Annotated in this window: 3 protein-coding genes; all 3 read left to right on the top strand. The window is 71.3% G+C overall.

Going from position 1 to position 18,283, the window contains the following annotated elements; translation table 11 throughout:
• Positions 1-20: 20 nt before the first annotated feature.
• The 3 genes from ACV7NM_RS08465 to ACV7NM_RS08455 all read left to right on the top strand — a co-directional run bounded on the left by ACV7NM_RS08465 (position 21) and on the right by ACV7NM_RS08455 (position 18,277).
• The gene (locus ACV7NM_RS08465; protein WP_463409719.1) at positions 21-1,124 is read left to right on the top strand and encodes an HAD-IIIC family phosphatase; all 1,104 of its coding nucleotides are present in this window, start codon (positions 21-23) and stop codon (positions 1,122-1,124) included.
• Between the two features lie 192 nt (positions 1,125-1,316).
• The gene (locus ACV7NM_RS08460) at positions 1,317-1,985 is read left to right on the top strand and encodes an O-methyltransferase (RefSeq protein WP_463409718.1); all 669 of its coding nucleotides are present in this window, start codon (positions 1,317-1,319) and stop codon (positions 1,983-1,985) included.
• A gap of 164 nt (positions 1,986-2,149) precedes the next feature.
• Positions 2,150-18,277 carry an SDR family NAD(P)-dependent oxidoreductase gene (locus tag ACV7NM_RS08455; protein WP_463413872.1) on the top strand — a complete coding sequence of 5,376 codons (16,128 nt, stop codon included), beginning with the start codon at positions 2,150-2,152 and terminating at the stop codon, positions 18,275-18,277.
• Positions 18,278-18,283 lie beyond the last annotated feature (6 nt).

Genomic DNA, 18,283 nt, shown 5'->3' with positions numbered 1-18,283 from the left:
ACGAGGGGAAGGGAACGACCGTGTCCGGCAACCCGAACGTGGTGAAGTGTCTGGTCTGGGATCTCGACAACACGCTGTGGTCGGGCACCCTGCTGGAGGACGGCGACGTGCGGATGTCCGAGGCAGTGCGCGACGTCGTCGTCGAGCTGGACTCCCGCGGCATCCTGCAGTCCGTCTCCAGCAAGAACGACTACGCCCAGGCGTGGGCTCGGCTCGAGGAACTGGGCATCGCCGAGTACTTCGTGCTCCCGCACATCGGCTGGGGCCGCAAGTCGGACTCGGTGCTCGACATAGCCGAACAGCTGAAGTTCGCGCAGAACACCATCGCCTTCATCGACGACCAGCCCGCCGAGCGGGCCGAGGTGGCCTTCCACGCGCCGGAAGTCCGCTGCTACGACGCCGTACAGGCGCTGTCGCTGCCCGGTCTTCCGGAGTTCAGCCCCAAGTCGGTGACCGTGGACTCCCGCAGGCGCCGCGAGATGTACCAGGCCGGGTTTCGCAGGTCCGCCGAGCAGGAGAACTTCAACGGCCCCGACGAGGAGTTCCTGCGCTCGCTCCAGCTGGAGCTGCGCATCGGGCGGGCCGGCGGGGAGGAGCTGTCCCGTGTCGAGGAACTCACCCTGCGCACCAGCCAGATGAACGCCACGGGTGTGCACTACTCCGACGAGACCCTGCGCGGGCTGCTCGCCGATCCGGACCACCAGGTCCTGGTTGCCACGCTGACCGACCGTTTCGGTACGCACGGCGCCATTGGCGTGATGCTGCTGGAGACGAGCGGCGACGCCGCCTGGAATCTGAAGCTGCTGGCCACGTCGTGCCGGGTCGTGTCGTTCGGTGTGGGCACCGCCATCCTGAACTGGCTGGCCGACCAGGCGGCCAGGGCGGGCGTCCACCTCGTCGCCGACTTCCGGCGCACCGACCGCAACCGGATGATGGAAGTCGCCTACCGGTTCGCGGGCTTCGCCGCCGACGAGGACTGCGGGTGCCTCGCCGGGCCGGACGCTGCCGGTGACGTCGTCCACGACATCCAGCGGCTGCACCTCGTCCCGACCCGGCATGAAGCGCCTTCGACCCTGACCCTCATCGCCCCCGAGCTCGCCGCGGGCGCGCGTTCCACGGTCTGACCGGGCCGCCCCCGCGCCCTGCCCCGACCCCCGCCGCCGCCGTCGGCACCCCCTACGGGGTACCGGCGGCGGCCGCGTAGGGGTCCGCAACCCCACACCCCTTCCCTTCCGGTCCGGCCCCCGCCGGCCCGGTGATTCTTCGTGAGGAGGACGGGGACGCGGCCGCGACGCGGCCCCGCCCTCGAACCAGCCATGGCGCAACAAATCCTGTCCACCCCGGACCTGCTCGACTACGTCCGGCAGGTCTCCCTGCGGGACGACGACATCCTGGCCGGACTGCGCGCAGAGACGGCCCAACTACCGGCCGGCGAAGCCATGCAGGTCATGGCCGAGGAGGGCCAGCTGCTGGCCCTGCTGGTCGGCCTGACCGGAGCCCGGACTGTGCTGGAGATCGGCACCTTCACCGGCTACAGCACTCTGTGCATGGCCCGTGCCGTGCCTTCGGACGGTCAGGTCATCACCTGCGACATCCTCGACAAGTGGCCCGCGATCGGCGCCGAGTACTGGAAGCGGGCAGGGGTCCATGACCGGATCGACCTGCGGATCGGCAACGCCGTGGACACCCTCGATGGCCTAATCGCCGAACGGGGCCTGGAGAGCGTCGACTTCGTGTTCATCGACGCGGACAAGGCGAACTATCCAGCGTACTACGAGTCGGCGCTCGCGCTGCTCAAGCCGGGCGGTCTGATCGTCGTCGACAACACCATCTTCTTCGGCCGGGTCATCGACCCCTCGGCCCAGGATCCGGACACGCTGGCGGTGCGCGAACTCAACGCGCTCCTGTACGAGGACGACAGGGTGGAGATCTCCCTCCTCGTCATGGCGGACGGCATCACGCTCGTCCGCAAGAAGTCCCTCTGATCCCTGTTAGGGGCAGCTAGGGGTGTGGACGGTGTACGGCACCGACATACGGTGCCGGATGTGCCGTGGCCGGACGTGGATGAGGTTGGTCTGCGTATACAGGGATAGCGTGGAGTGGTGAGATGAGCGAGTCCGGTAGCTTCCTTTCTGACCGTGCGGAAACGGTGGGGGAGGGATGGGCGCAGGCATTGTCCGGCGGGCTGGAAAGCATGCCGGCCGCCGAACAGACCCGTATTCTCACCGACCTCGTCCGCGCCGAGACGCAAGCGGTCCTGAGCCGGTACCGGCGGGACCGCGCAGATGTGCTGGACGTGGGGCTCTCCTTCCGGGAACTGGGCTTCGACTCGCTGGCCGGGGTCGACCTGCACGCCAGGATCGTCGCCGCCACCGGCCTCGATCTGCCGGTGACCCTCACCTTCGACCACCCGACCCCACGGCACCTGGCCGAGCGCCTGCGGACCGGACTGCTCGGTATGGACCCTGAGGCCGAGGAGGTACCGCTGCCGGCCGGAGACCTGGACGACGAGCCCGTCGTTATCGTCGGAATCGGCTGCCGCTATCCGGGTGGAGTTGATTCTCCGGAGAAACTGTGGGAACTGGTCTCGGGAGAAAAGCATGTCATCTCCGATTTCCCGGACGACCGAGGATGGGATCTGGAAAAGCTCTTCGACCCCGACCCGTCCACCCCGCACACCACTTATGTGCGACAGGGAGGATTCCTCTCCGACGCAGCTGACTTCGATGCCGAATTCTTCGGTATCGGCCCGCGCGAGGCCTCCGCGATGGATCCGCAGCAGCGGCTCGTCCTGGAGACCGTCTGGGAAGCCCTGGAGCGCTCCGGAATCGACCCCGATTCGCTGCACGGAAGTGCGACGGGCGTCTTCATTGGAGCCGAACCCCAGGAGTACGGGATGCGACTGCACGAGGCCCCCGACGGCCTCGACGGCTACCTCCTCGCCGGCAATGCGCCCAGCGTCGTCTCCGGCCGCGTCTCCTATACGCTCGGTCTGGAAGGCCCGGCGCTGACCGTCGACACCGCCTGCTCCGGCTCCCTTGTGGCCCTGCACCTGGCCGCACAGTCCCTTCGGCGGGGCGAGTGCTCGCTCGCGCTGACCGGCGGTGTGGCCGTCATGGGCAGCCCGGGCGTGTTCACCTCCTTCAGCCGTCAGCGCGGACTGGCCCCGGACGGGGTGGCGAAGCCGTTCGCCGCCGCCGCCGACGGCACCGGATTCTCCGAGGGCGTCGGTGTCCTCGTACTGGAGCGGCTGTCCGACGCCCGCCGCAACGGCCACCGGGTACTCGCCGTCGTACGCGGCTCCGCCGTCAACCAGGACGGCGCCTCCAACGGACTCACCGCACCCAGCGGCCCCGCCCAGCAGCGGTTGATCCGCCAGACACTGGCCAACGCGGGACTGACCGCCGCCGAGGTCGACGCCGTCGAGGCGCACGGCACCGGCACGATGCTCGGCGACCCCATCGAGGCCCAGGCGCTGATCGCCACGTACGGCCGGGACCGCGCCGCCGAACGCCCGCTGTGGCTCGGCTCCGTGAAGTCGAACATCGGCCACACCCAGGCCGCGGCCGGTGTCGCAGGCGTGATCAAGATGGTGCAGGCCATGCACCACGGGGTCCTGCCGCGCACGCTCCACGTCGACACCCCGTCCCCCGCCGTCGACTGGAGTGCGGGCGCAGTGCGCCTGCTCACCGAGCAGGTGGACTGGGACGGCTCCGGCCGCCCGCGCCGGGCCGGCGTCTCCTCCTTCGGCGTGAGCGGTACCAACGCCCACGTCATCCTGGAGGAGGCCGAGCCCGCCGATCACGCCGAGCCCGCCGAGGTCACATCCTGGTGGACCGGGGCAGCGGCCGGGCCCGTGCTCCTGCCCCTCTCGGCCCGCAGCGAACCGGCCCTGCGCGCACAGGCGACCCGCCTGCTGGCCCTCGTCGAGGACGGTGCCGACACCCCCCTCGCCGACCTCGGCCACGCCCTGGGAGTCACCCGCGCCTCCCTCTCCCACCGCGGAGTCGTCCTGGCAGGCGATCGCGCGGAGGCGATCCGAGGCCTGCGGGCCCTCGCCGACGGTACGGAGGCCCCCGGCGTACAGCGGGGCACCTCGGCCGGCGGCCGGCTCGCGTTCCTGTTCACCGGGCAGGGCAGCCAGCGTCTGGGCATGGGCCGGGAACTCCACGACACCTGGCCCGTCTACGCGGAAGCGCTCGAAGAGGCCATCGGCCACCTCGACCTCCAGCTCGAACACTCCCTGTGGGACGTCCTCTTCGCCCCCGAGGGCTCGCCGGAGGCGGCGCTGCTGGACGAGACCATGTACACCCAGGCCGCTCTGTTCGCGGTCGAGGTGGCACTTTTCCGGCTCCTGGAGTCGTGGGGCGTGCGGCCCGACTTCGTGGCCGGACATTCGATCGGTGAGCTCGCCGCGGCACACGTCGCCGGAGTGCTGTCGCTGGAGGACGCGGCGACGCTGGTCGGCGCGCGCGGCCGGCTGATGCAGGCACTGCCCCGGGGCGGTGCGATGGTCGCCGTCCGGGCCACGGAGGCGGAGGTACTCCCGCTGCTGACCGCCGGAGTGAGCATCGCGGCCGTCAACGGCCCCTCGTCCGTCGTCATCTCGGGCGTCGAGAACGAAGTCCTCGCGGTGGCCGCCGAGTTCACCGTTCAGGGCCGCAAGACGAAGCGACTGCAAGTCAGCCACGCCTTCCACTCGCCGCTCATGGAGCCCATGCTCGCCGAGTTCCGGCAGCTCGCCCAGATCCTCGACTACCACCGGCCTCACATCCCGGTCGTCTCGAACGTCACCGGCCGGGCCGCCACCGCCGAGGAACTGTGCTCGCCCGAGTACTGGGTCCGGCACGTCCGCGAAGCGGTCCGCTTCGCCGACTCCGTCGAGTGGATGGCCGCCCAGGACGTCCGCATCTTCCTCGAACTCGGCCCCGACGGCGTGCTCAGCGCCATGGGCCGCGACTGCTTCGCCGAGCTGCCGGACACCCACGCCTTCGCCCCCCTGCTGCGGGCCCGCCGCGCCGAACAGCGCGAACTCCTGTCGGCACTGGCGCTGGCGCACGCCCGGGGCGTCGGCCTTGACTGGGACGCGCTGTCCGCCGACCGCACCGCCCGCCGGGTCGAGCTGCCGACCTACGCCTTCCAGCGGCGCCGGTTCTGGCTGGCCGCGCCGAACTCCACCGCCGACCCCTCCCGCTTCGGCCAGATAGCCGCGGAACACCCGCTGCTGGGCGCCGTCGTGGGCTTGGCCGACACGGGCGGCGTCGTCCTCACCGGCAGTGTGTCCCTTCGTACGCACCCCTGGCTCGCCGACCACGTCATCGGCGGCACCACCCTGCTGTCCGGCACCACCGTCGTGGAGCTGGCCGTACGCGCCGGTGACGAGGTCGAATGCGATCTGCTCGAAGAGCTGACGCTGGAGACCCCGCTGGCGCTGCCCCAGCACGGCGGCACCGCCCTCCAGGTGGTGGTGGGCGCGGCCGACGCGGCCGCGCAGCGCACGGTGGAGTTCTACTCACGCGCAGAGGACGCGCCGGCCGACGTTCCTTGGACCCGGCACGCCAGCGGAGTCCTCGCCTCCTCCGACACCGCTCGGCCCGCCACCGAGAACTTCGGCCTGACCCAGTGGCCGCCGCGCGACGCGGAGGCCATCGACCTTACCGGCCTCTACACCGAGATGATCCGCCAGGGCTACGCGTACGGACCGGCGTTCCAGGGCCTGCGGGCGGCCTGGCGGGCCGACGGCGCGGTGTACGCCGAAGTCGCCTTGCCGGACTCGGCCGCCGCCGACGCGGCCTCGTTCGCCCTGCACCCGGCGCTCCTCGACGCGGTGCTGCACGCCACCGACTTCGCAGCCGACGAGCCGGTCTCCGAGGGGACGAGGATCCCGTTCGCGTGGAGCGGGGTGTCGCTGTACTCGACCGGCGCCACAGCAGTACGGGTACGCATCGAGGCGACGGGAACCGACGAGGTCTCCCTCGCCCTCGCCGACACCACCGGTGCACCCGTCGCGACCGTCGACTCCTTCCTCGTCCGCGAGGTCTCCGAGGAACAGCTGCGCGCCGCCCGGGCGACCCGCCAGGACGTCCCGCTGGTGGTGCGCTGGTCCGCGGTGCCCGCGGCCGGCCGAGACACCCCGCACGACCTGGAGCTGTACCGGTGCACGGCCGGGGCCGAGGGCGGGGACGTGCCGGCCGCGGTGCTCGCCGCGACGTCCGCCGTACTGGAGCAGATCCAGCTCCGGCTGGCCGACGAGGAGCCCACGACCCGACTGGCGATCGTCACGCGGGGCGCCGTCGCCGCCCGCGACGCGGACGCCGTCGACCTGGTGCTCGCCCCCGTCTGGGGTCTCGTCCGGGCAGCCCAGGCGGAGCACCCCGGTCGCTTCCTGCTCGTCGACGTCGACGACGAGGACGTGCCCGACGACGTGTGGAACGCCGTCGCCGTCGCCTCCGCCGACGAACCCGAGCTGGCCCTTCGTGACGGAGAGCTGCTGGCACCGCGACTCGCGACGGTGCCCGCCCCCGAGGGTGACCCCGCCGCGCGGTGGACGCCCGGGGGAACCGTCCTGATCACGGGCGGCACCGGTGGTCTGGCCGCGCACGTCGCGCGGCACCTGGTGACCGAACACGGCGTACGCCACCTCCTGCTCGCAGGACGACGCGGGGCGGGCGCCCCCGGAGCGGCCGAGCTGACGGCCGAACTGTCCGAGCTGGGCGCCCGGGTCAGGGTGGAGGCCTGCGACGTCGCCGACCGCGACGCGCTCGCCGCACTGCTCGAAGCGATCCCCGCCGAGCATCCGCTGACCGGCGTGGTGCACATGGCCGGCACGCTCGACGACGGGCTGCTCTCCTCGCTCGACCCGCAGCGGCTGGACACCGTACTGCGCTCGAAGGCGTACGCGGCCTGGCACCTACACGAGCTGACCCGGGATCTGGACCTGTCGGCGTTCGTCCTGTTCTCCTCCACGGCCGGTCTCCTCGACGGCGCGGGCCAGGGCAACTACGCCGCCGCCAATGTCTTCCTGGACGCCCTGGCCGCCCACCGCACCGCGCTCGGCCAGCACGCAACGGCCCTCGCCTGGGGGCTGTGGAGCGACGGCGGCGGCATGGGCGGATCCCTCGACGCCGCGGCCCTGGAGCGCATCCGGCGCATCGGTCTGGAAGCCCTGACCACCCGGGAGAACCTCCTGCTGCTCGACGCCGCACTGGCCGGCACCACGCCGGTGGTCGTGCCCGTACGCGTCCGGAACGCGACCGCGACCGGGGCACGGGGGAACACCGTGCCCGCCCTGCTGCGCGGCCTGATCCGGACACCCGCCCGCAGGGCAGGGGCACAGGGCCCCGCCACCGGTGGCGTGCTGCCGCTCGCCGAGACACTGGCGGGTCTCGCCGCCCCCGAGCAGACCGAGCTCCTGCTCGGCCTGGTCAACACCCAGGCTGCCAGGGTCCTCGGCCATGACGGCGCCGAGGCGATCGACCCGGACCGGGCGTTCACCGAGATGGGCTTCGACTCCCTTGCCGCGGTCGAGCTGCGCAACCAGCTCAACACCGCCACCGGCCTGCGGCTCACCGCAACACTCACCTTCGACTACCCGACGCCCGTCGCGCTGGCCGGGCACCTCGCCGAGCGACTTCTCGAACCGGGCGCGAAGCCCACGGCGCAGCCGGCGACACGGCAGCGCTCCGCCGGGGCGGACGACCCGATCGTGATCGTCGGGATGGCCTGCCGCTACCCGGGCGACGTCACCTCGCCCGAGGACCTGTGGCGGCTCGTCCTCGACGGAACGGACGCGGTGGCGCCGTTCCCGACGGACCGCGGCTGGGACCCGGACATCCACGATCCGGAACTCGGCAAGCCCGGAAAGAGCTACGCGAGCGAAGGCGGCTTCCTCTACGACGCGGCCCAGTTCGACGCGGAGTTCTTCGGCATCAGCCCGCGCGAGGCCCAGGCGATGGACCCGCAGCAGCGACTGCTCCTGGAGACCTCGTGGGAGACCTTCGAGCGGGCCGGCATCGACCCGCATAGCGTGAAGGGCAGTGACACCGGCGTCTTCGCCGGCGTGATGTACCACGACTGGGGCCTGCGGCTGGGTCAGTTGCCCGAGGAGGTCGCCGGCTATCACGGCAACGGCAGCATCGCCAGCATGATCTCCGGCCGCGTGGCCTACACGCTCGGCCTGGAGGGCCCGGCGGTCACAGTGGACACGGCGTGCTCGTCCTCGCTCGTCGCCCTGCACTGGGCCGCCCAGGCACTGCGCCAGGGCGAGTGCAGTCTCGCGCTGGCCGGTGGAGTGACCGTGATGTCCACCCCCGACACGTTCGTGGACATGAGCCGCCAGCGCGGACTGGCTGCCGACGGCCGGTGCAAGTCGTACGGGGCGGACGCCGACGGCACCGGCTGGGGCGAAGGCGTCGGCATGCTGCTGCTGGAGCGTCTGTCGGACGCGCGGCGCAACGGGCATCAGGTGCTCGCGGTGCTGCGGGGATCGGCCGTCAACCAGGACGGAGCGTCCAACGGTCTGACGGCTCCCAACGGTCCGTCGCAGCAGCGGGTGATCCGGCAGGCGCTGTCCTCGGCCGGACTGGTTGCCGCGGATGTGGACGCGGTCGAGGGACACGGCACCGGCACCCGGCTCGGTGACCCGATCGAGGCGCAGGCGCTGCTGGCGACGTACGGCCAGGAGCGGTCCGAGGAGCGGCCGCTGTGGCTTGGCTCGATCAAGTCGAACATCGGTCATACGCAGGCTGCTGCGGGTGTGGCCGGTGTGATCAAGATGGTGATGGCGATGCGGGAGGGTGTCCTCCCGGGGACCCTCCACGCGGCCGAACCGTCGCCGCAGGTGGACTGGACGGCGGGCGCGGTACAGCTGCTCCAGGAGCAGACGGCATGGCCGGCGAACACGACCCCGCGCAGGGCCGGCGTCTCCTCGTTCGGCATCAGCGGGACGAACGCGCACGTCATCGTGGAGGAGCCGGAGGTTGTCGAGGCGTCTGAGGTTCCTGTGGTGGCTGCTGGTGTGGTGCCGTGGGTGGTGTCGGGGCGTAGTGCTGAGGCGTTGCGTGCTCAGGCTGCGGCTTTGGTGGCGCACGTGGAGAAGACCGCGGATCTGCGGCCGGTGGATGTGGCGTTGTCGTTGGTGACGTCGCGTGCGGCTTTGGAGCACCGGGCTGTGGTGGTGGGTTCGGATCGCGCGGAGTTGGTGCGTGGTCTGGAGTCGGTGGTTTCGGGGTCGGGTCGTGTGGTGGATTCGGTTCGGCGTGGCCGGGTCGGGTTCTTGTTCACGGGTCAGGGTGCTCAGCGGGTGGGGATGGGGCGTGGTTTGTATGACGCTTTCCCTGTTTTTGCGGAGGCTTTTGATGCGGTGGTCGCGTTGTTGGATGTGCGGCTGGGTGTGTCGGTGCGTGAGGTGGTGTGGGGTGAGGATGCGGGTGCGCTGAATCGGACGGTGTTTGCTCAGGCCGGTTTGTTTGCGGTTGAGGTGGCGTTGTTCCGGTTGGTGGAGTCGTGGGGTGTGCGGCCGGACTTCGTGGTGGGGCATTCGGTGGGTGAGGTGGCTGCGGCGCATGTGGCGGGGGTGTTGTCGTTGGAGGATGCGGCGGCGCTGGTTGCCGCGCGTGGCCGGCTGATGCAGGCGCTGCCTGCGGGTGGCGCGATGGTTGCCGTTCGGGCCGGGGAGGGGGAGGTTCTTCCGTTGTTGTCGGCTGGTGTGAGTGTGGCCGCTGTCAACGGGCCTTCCTCTGTGGTGATCTCGGGTGTCGAGGACGAAGTCCTTGCTATCACTGCTGAGTTGGTTGCTCGGGGTTGTAAGACGAAGCGGTTGCAGGTGAGTCATGCGTTTCATTCGGCGTTGATGGATCCGATGCTGGAGGAGTTTGCCGCGGTTGTGGAGTCGTTGTCGTTTGGGGCGCCGAAGCTTGGCGTGGTGTCGACGGTGACGGGTGCCGTGGTCGACGGTGAGTGGTCGGAGCCTTCGTATTGGGTGGGTCAGGTGCGGGAGCCGGTCCGGTTCGCGGACGCGGTGGGCACGCTGGCGGGTCGTGGTGTGGGGACGTTTGTGGAGTTGGGGCCGGATGCGGCTCTGGTTCCGATGGGTGTGGACGTTGTGGGTGAGGCTGAAGGGGTCGGGTTCGTCGGGTTGCAGCGTCGTGGCCGGGACGAGGTGACGGAGTTGCTGACGGGGCTGGGTGCGCTGTTCGCCCGTGGGGTCGTGGTTGACTGGTCGGCGTTCTTCGCGGGAACCACGGCCCGGCTTACCGACCTGCCCACCTACGCCTTCCAGCACCGGAGGTACTGGTTGGACGGGCTCGGCATCGGCACCGGACAGGTGGGTGCTGCCGGACTTGACGCCGTCGAGCACCCCATGCTGAGCGCGGCGGTCGTCTCGCCCGACAGCGGCTCGGTCGTCCTGACCGGGCGCATCTCCGCGGACAGCCAGCGCTGGATCGCCGATCACCAGGTGCTCGGCGGGATCATCCTGCCGGGCACGGGCTTCGTCGAGCTGGCCGTCCGCGCCGGTGACGAGGTCGGTTGCGCGGTCCTTGAGGAACTCGCCCTCGAGGCGCCGTTGATGCTCCCCGAACGCGGCGCGGTCGCGCTCCGAGTAGTGGCCGGCGCTCCGCAGCCGGACGGTGCCAGGAGCGTGCACATCTACTCCCGTGCCGAGACCCGTCACGAGCAGCCGTGGACCCGGCACGCCGCAGGTGTGCTGGCAGCGCAGGCGCCCCGCCCGGGGTTCGACCTGACCCAGTGGCCGCCGGCCGGTGCCGACGAGGTCCCGCTCGACGCCCCGTACGACGTGCTCACCGGGCGCGGCTACGGCTACGGCCCGGCCTTCCAGGGGCTCCAGCGGATGTGGCGGCGCGGCGACGACGTCTTCGCCGAGGTCACGCTGCCCGAGCCGGCCCGCTCAGAGGCGGCCCGGTTCGGGCTCCACCCGGCCCTGCTCGACGCGGCGATGCATGCCGACCTCCTCAACGAGGCCGGTAGCGGCGAGGCCCAGACCTTGCTCCCCTTCGTGTGGAACGGTGTTTCGCTGCACGCGTCGGGCGCGGCGGATCTCCGGGTGCACATCCGTCGGCTGCGCGGTGACGAGGTCTCCGCCATGTGGGTCGCCGACCAGCAGGGACGGCCGGTCGCGACCGTCGAGTCGCTGGTCGCCCGGCCCGTTTCGGCCGAACAGCTCGACGCCGCCCGGGGCGGGGAGATGCCCTCCCTGCTGCGGCTTAACTGGCGGTCTGCGCCGGCCCCCGAGGCCGCTACCGGATCCGGCGAACCGCCGGCGCTCCGCGAGGCCCGTGGCGGTGACGCCCCGTTCGCGTCCGTCGTACTCCACCGCGTCGCGGCGCCGGGGCAGGACGACGTACTGTCCGGCGTCCGTGTCGCCGTCGAAGAGGTCCTGGAAGCAGTCCAGTTCTGGCTGACCGACCCCCGAAGCGGTGGGTCCATCCTGGCTGTCGTTACCGAGAACGCGGTCGCCACCCGGCCGCAGGACGGCCTGGACCTGGCCCAGGCGCCGGTCTGGGGTCTGGTCCGGGCGGCCCAGGAGGAGAACCCCGGTCGTTTCGTACTGATCGACTCCGACGGCACCGGAGCCTCCGACGCACTGATCGGTGCGGTGGCTGTCTCCGGCGAGTCCGAAGTCGCTCTGCGTGACGGTGAGATGCTGCTGCCCCGACTCGTACCGGCGACCACCGGCGCTGCCGGTTCCGCCGAGGGCGCCGTGCAGTGGGATCCGGAGGCCACGGTCCTGATCACCGGTGGCACCAGCGGCCTGGGCGCCATGGTCGCCCGGCATCTGGTCACCCGGCACGGCGTCCGCCACCTGTTGCTCACGAGCCGACGTGGTGAGCGGGCCCCGGGTGCGGCGGATCTGCGGGCAGAGCTGGCCGACGCCGGCGCCGAGGTCGTCATCGCGGCGTGTGACGTCGCGGACCGCGACAGCCTCGCCGAGCTGCTCGGCCAGGTGCCCGCCGACCGCCCCCTCAAGGGTGTGGTGCACGCGGCGGCCGTTGCCGACAGCGGACTGATCGGCACGCTCACACCGGAGCGCTTCGACACGGTGCTGCGGCCGAAGGCGGACGCCGCCTGGCATCTGCACGAGCTGACCCGCGAGCTGGACCTGACGGCCTTCGTGCTGTTCTCCTCCGCCGGCGGGCTCGTGCTGGCCGCCGGACAGGCGAACTACGCGGCGGCCAACGTGTTCCTCGACGCTCTGGCCCAGCATCGGGCGGCAGCGGGACTGCCCGCCCACGCCCTCGCCTTCGGCATGTGGGCGGCGGACACCGGACTCGGTGGCCCGCTCGACGAGACTGACCTGGCCCGCATGCGGCGGCTCGGCCTTCCCGCACTTCCCCCGGCCCGCGGGCTGGAACTCCTCGATGCCGCGCTCGCGACGGACACCTGGCCGCTGCTCGTGCCGCTGGAAACCGACCCGGCCGCCCTGCGCGCCAGGGCGGACGAGGTGCCCACGCTGCTGCGTGGCTTCGTCCGCGGCCAGGCACGGCGCGTCGTCGACTCGGCGGGTGCGGCGCTCCGCGGCTCGGAGTTCGAGCAGCGGATGAACACCCTGTCCGCCGAGGACCGGGAACGCGCACTGCTGGACCTCGTACGCAAGCACGCGTCATCGGTGCTCGGCCACGGGGGCGCGGACCAGGTAAAGCCGGACCGTGCGTTCCGCGAACTCGGCTTCGACTCGCTGGCCGCAGTGGAGCTCCGCAACGCGCTGACCCAGGCGACCGGGCAGCGGCTTCCCGCGACCCTCGTCTTCGACTTCCCGACGTCGCGCGCCGTCGCCGGCCACCTCGCCGAACGGTTCGCGGACACCCCGGCGCAGGCCGCGCCGGCGGCCGCTGCCGTGCCGGTGCACGCGTCGGACCGTACGGACGATCGCATCGCCATCGTCGGCATCAGCTGCCGCTTCCCGGGCGGCGTCCGCTCGCCCGAGGACCTGTGGCAGCTGGTGGCCGAGGGCCGCGACGCGGTCGGCGGCTTCCCGCAGGACCGAGGCTGGGACGTCGACAGCATCTTCGAACGGGAGCCCGGTCTGCCCGGCAAGACGTACGTGCGCGACGGCGGCTTCCTCTACGACGCGGCCGAATTCGACCCCGAGTTCTTCGGGATCATGCCGCGCGAGGCGCTGGCCATGGACCCGCAGCAGCGGCTGCTGCTGCAGGCGGCCTGGGAGGCGTTCGAACGCGCCGGGATCGACCCCGACACCATGCGGGGTACGAGGACCGGCGTGTACACCGGCTTGATGTACCACGAGTACGGGAGCAGGCCGGGAGACGTACCGGACGACCTCACCGGCTACCTCGGCAACGGCAGCGCGGGCAGCATTGCCTCGGGCCGAGTGGCGTACACGCTCGGCCTGGAGGGGCCGGCGGTGACGGTGGACACGGCGTGTTCGTCGTCGCTCGTCGCCCTGCACATGGCGTGCCAGGCACTCCGCCAGGGCGAGGTGACCATGGCCCTCGCGGGAGGTGTCACCGTGATGCCGACACCGGAGATCTTCGTCGACTTCAGCCGCCAGCGCGGCCTGGCCACCGACGGCCGGTGCAAGCCCTTCGCCGACGCTGCCGACGGCACCGGATGGGCCGAGGGCATCGGGCTCCTGCTCGTCGAACGCCTGTCGGACGCGCGGCGGAACGGGCATCCCGTGCTGGCCGTCGTCCGGGGCAGTGCGATCAACCAGGACGGAGCGTCCAACGGTCTGACGGCTCCCAACGGTCCGTCGCAGCAGCGGGTGATCCGGCAGGCGCTGTCCTCGGCCGGACTGGTTGCCGCGGATGTGGACGCGGTCGAGGGACACGGCACCGGCACCCGGCTCGGTGACCCGATCGAGGCGCAGGCGCTGCTGGCGACCTACGGCCAGGACCGGTCGGCCGAGCGGCCGTTGTGGCTGGGGTCGGTCAAGTCGAACATCGGACACGCCCAGGCCGCGGCAGGCGTCAGCGGCGTCATCAAGATGGTGATGGCGATGCGGGAGGGTGTTCTTCCGCGGACGTTGCATGTGGATGAGCCGTCTTCGCAGGTGGATTGGTCTGCGGGTGCGGTGGAGTTGTTGACGGAGGAGCGGGAGTGGCCGGCGGTTGCGGGTCGTCCGCGGCGTGCGGGTGTGTCGTCGTTCGGTCTGAGCGGGACGAATGCGCATGTGATTCTGGAGGAGCCGGAGGCCGTCGAGGCGTCTGAGGTTCCTGTGGTGGCTGCTGGTGTGGTGCCGTGGGTGGTGTCGGGGCGTAGTGCTGAGGCGTTGCGTGCTCAGGCTGCCGCTTTGGTGGCGCACGTGGAGAAGACCGCGGATCTGCGGCCGGTGGATGTGGCGTTCTCGTTGGCTACGTCGCGTGCGGCTTTGGAGCACCGGGCCGTGGTGGTCGCGGGGGACCGTGAGGGGATCGTCGCGGGGTTGTCGGCGCTGGCGGCCGGTGAGCCTGGTGCGGGTGTGGTCCGTGGTGTCGCGCGTGCGGGTGAAGGTACGGCGTTCTTGTTCACGGGTCAGGGTGCTCAGCGGGTGGGGATGGGGCGTGGTTTGTATGACGCTTTCCCTGTTTTTGCGGAGGCTTTTGATGCGGTGGTCGCGTTGTTGGATGTGCGGCTGGGTGTGTCGGTGCGTGAGGTGGTGTGGGGTGAGGATGCGGGTGCGCTGAATCGGACGGTGTTTGCTCAGGCCGGTTTGTTTGCGGTTGAGGTGGCGTTGTTCCGGTTGGTGGAGTCGTGGGGTGTGCGGCCGGACTTCGTGGTGGGGCATTCGGTGGGTGAGGTGGCTGCGGCGCATGTGGCGGGGGTGTTGTCGTTGGAGGATGCGGCGGCGCTGGTTGCCGCGCGTGGCCGGCTGATGCAGGCGCTGCCTGCGGGTGGCGCGATGGTTGCCGTTCGGGCCGGGGAGGGGGAGGTTCTTCCGTTGTTGTCGGCTGGTGTGAGTGTGGCCGCTGTCAACGGGCCTTCCTCTGTGGTGATCTCGGGTGTCGAGGACGAAGTCCTGGCGGTGGCGGGCCGGCTCGATGCGCAGGGTTGTAAGACGAAGCGGTTGCAGGTGAGTCATGCGTTTCATTCGGCGTTGATGGATCCGATGCTGGAGGAGTTTGCCGCGGTTGTGGAGTCGTTGTCGTTTGGGGCGCCGAAGCTTGGCGTGGTGTCGACGGTGACGGGTGCCGTGGTCGACGGTGAGTGGTCGGAGCCTTCGTATTGGGTGGGTCAGGTGCGGGAGCCGGTCCGGTTCGCGGATGCGGTGGGCACGCTGGCGGGTCGTGGTGTGGAGACGTTCCTCGAGCTCGGCCCGGCCGGAGTGCTCACCGCCATGACGGAGACCTGCCTTGAAGCAGTCGACAGGCCCCAGTCGGCCCAGCTCATTCCTGCTCTGCGCGCCGACCGCCCCGAGCCCGAGGCGGTGCTCACGGCCCTCGCGCGACTCTATGTCGGCGGAACCGACTTGCGGTGGGCGGACTTCTTCGCTCCGCTGCACCCCCGCCGTACGGACCTTCCTACCTACGCCTTCGAACGCCGGAGGTTCTGGCTCGACCTGCCCCCGACGACCACCGGATCGGTCAGCGGTATCGGGCAGCTGCCCGCCGAGCACCCGCTGCTCAGCGCCGTACTGACCGCTCCCGACTCCGACGGAGCCGTACTGACCGGCTACGTCTCGGTCGCAACGCATCCGTGGCTCGTCGACCACGCGGTTCAGGGCACCGTGCTCCTGCCCGGCACCGCCTTCGTGGAACTGGCGATCCGAGCCGGCGACCAGGTCAGGTGCGGGCTCCTGGAGGAGCTCACGCTCCAGGCACCCCTTCTTCTCCCCGCCACCGGCGGCGCGGCCCTGCAAGTGGTGGTCGGCGCCGCGCAGGCGGACGGCCGGCGCTCGGTCAAGGTGTACTCGCGCGGCGACGGGCAGCCCGATGCGGCCTGGACCCTGCACGCCGAAGGGTTCCTGGCCCCGCAGACGCAGGAGGTCTCGTCCTCGCTCGCCGTGTGGCCGCCCGAGGGGGCGGTCGCCGTGGATACGGACGGTGTGTACGAGAAGCTGGCCGCACGTGGATACGGGTACGGACCCGCGTTCCGCGGGCTCCGCGCCGCCTGGCGGCGCGGGGACGAGCTCTTCGCCGAGGTCACCCTGCCGGAGGAGGCCGGTGAACCGGGACGGTACGGCGTACACCCGGCGCTGCTTGACGCGGCCCTGCACGTCGACCTCCTGGACGAGCCGGAGAGCGGCGAGACGCTTCTGCCGTTCTCCTGGTCCGACGTGTCCCTGCACGCTTCGGCAGCGACGACTCTTCGCGTACGGGTGGCGCCCCGCGAGGCCGGTGGGATCACCCTTGAAGTGGCGGACCAGGCGGGCGACCCTGTCCTCGGCGTCCGGTCCCTGGTGGACCGGCCCGTGTCGGCGAGCCAACTGGGCGCAGGCCGGGGTACATCGCTGTACCGGGTGGAGTGGACCCTCCTGCCGAAGGGCGTCGCACCGCCGGTGCCGACGGTCGACTGGGCGGAGCGGCACCGTACGGCGCCGGCCACCACGGTGGTCTTCACCTGCGAGGAGGCCGTGGCCGAACCGGGCGACGCCGCCCGCTGGTCCGTCCGCCGGATCCTGGACGTGGTGCAGTCGTGGCTCGCGGACGAGCGGTTCGCCGCCTCCCGCCTGGTGGTGGTCACCAGAAACGCGATGGCGGTCACGTCGGCCTCTCCCGCGGCCGCGGCGGTGTGGGGCGTAGTCCGGTCCGCCGAGGCGGAGAACCCGGGCCGCTTCGTCCTCGTCGATGTCCAGGGCGAGGACGCCGAGCGGGGTGTCGGGACCGGACCCGGCGCGTCCGTCCTGAGCGCGGTCATCACCTCGGGCGAGACCGAAGTCGCCGTACATGACCAGGAGATCCGAGTGCCCCGGCTCGTGGCGGCCGGAGCCGGACGTTCCGACGTTGCCGGCCCGGCTCCGTTGATCGACCCCGAAGGAACCGTGCTGGTCACCGGCGGGACCAGTGGTCTCGGCGCGGCGATCGCCCGCCACCTGGCCGCCGTCCACGGCGTCCGTCGGCTGCTGCTGGTCAGCCGCCGGGGAGCGACGGCCGACGGTGTCGCGGAGCTCGTCGCGGAGCTCGCCGGACACGGGGCCGCGGCCACCGTCGAGGCCTGCGACGTGGCCGACCGGGCGGCCCTGCGGAAACTCCTCGGCACGATCCCGGGGGAGTACCCGCTGACCGGCGTGGTGCATGCCGCGGGCGTGCTGGACGACGGTGTGATCGGTGCGCTGACGCCGGAACGGATGGATGCGGTGCTGCGGCCGAAGGCCGACGCCGCCTGGCATCTGCACGAGTTGACCGCTTCCCTGCCGGTCACCTTGTTCGTGACGTTCTCCTCGGTGGCGGGCACCATGGGCGCCCCGGGGCAGGCGAACTACGCCGCTGCCAACGCGTACCTCGACGCGCTCGCCTCCTACCGCCGCGAACGCGGCCTGCCCGCCCAGTCGTTGATGTGGGGACTGTGGGGCGGGATCGGCATGGGCAGCACGCTGACCGACGTCGACCTGGAGCGGATGAGGCAGCAAGGTCTGCCCGCGTTCTCGGTGGACGAAGGCCTGGCACTGTTCGACGCCGCGTTGACCTCGGGGGAGCCGGTTCCCGGGCTCATGCACCTCGACCTGGAGGTCCTGCGCGGGCAGGCCGCCAAGGGCGCGCTGCCCCCGCTCCTGCGTGAGCTCGTACCGCTCCCGGCGCGCAGGGTGACCGAGCAGGTGTCTTCGGCGCGGACCGAGCCGGACGAGGCGACGCTGGTCGAGCGGCTCGCCCGGATGAGCGGGGCCGAACGGGAGAGTGCCGTCACGGATCTCGTACGGGGACACGTCGCGGAGGTGCGCCACGACGACCCGGACAGCATCGACATGAGCAAGGGATTCACCGACCTGGGGCTCGATTCGCTGGCAGCGATCGAACTGCGCAACCGTCTGGTGTCCGCCACCGGCCTGCGCCTTCCGGCCACGCTGATGTTCGACTACGCCAACCCGCGCGGACTGGCCTCGTTCCTGCTGGCCGAGCTGACGGCGGAGCTTCCGCAGCAGCTGGACGGGGACGTGGACGAAGAGGCCTTCCGGCGGGCCCTGGAAGCCGTGCCGTTCGCCGCCATCCGCGACGCCGGCCTGCTGGACGCCCTGCTCGCGCTGGCCGACAAGGGCGGACAGGACACGCAGGCCGTGCAGGCGGGGCAGGACGCCGGGCCTGCCGAGGACATCAAGACCATGTCCGTCGACGATCTGGTGCGAGCAGCGCTCGCGGCCGGTGAATCCAACTCAATGAAGGGCTGAGTTCCA

Source organism: Streptomyces sp. Tek67B01, assembly GCF_055231995.1.
This window is presented reverse-complemented; position numbering and strand designations above follow the sequence as displayed.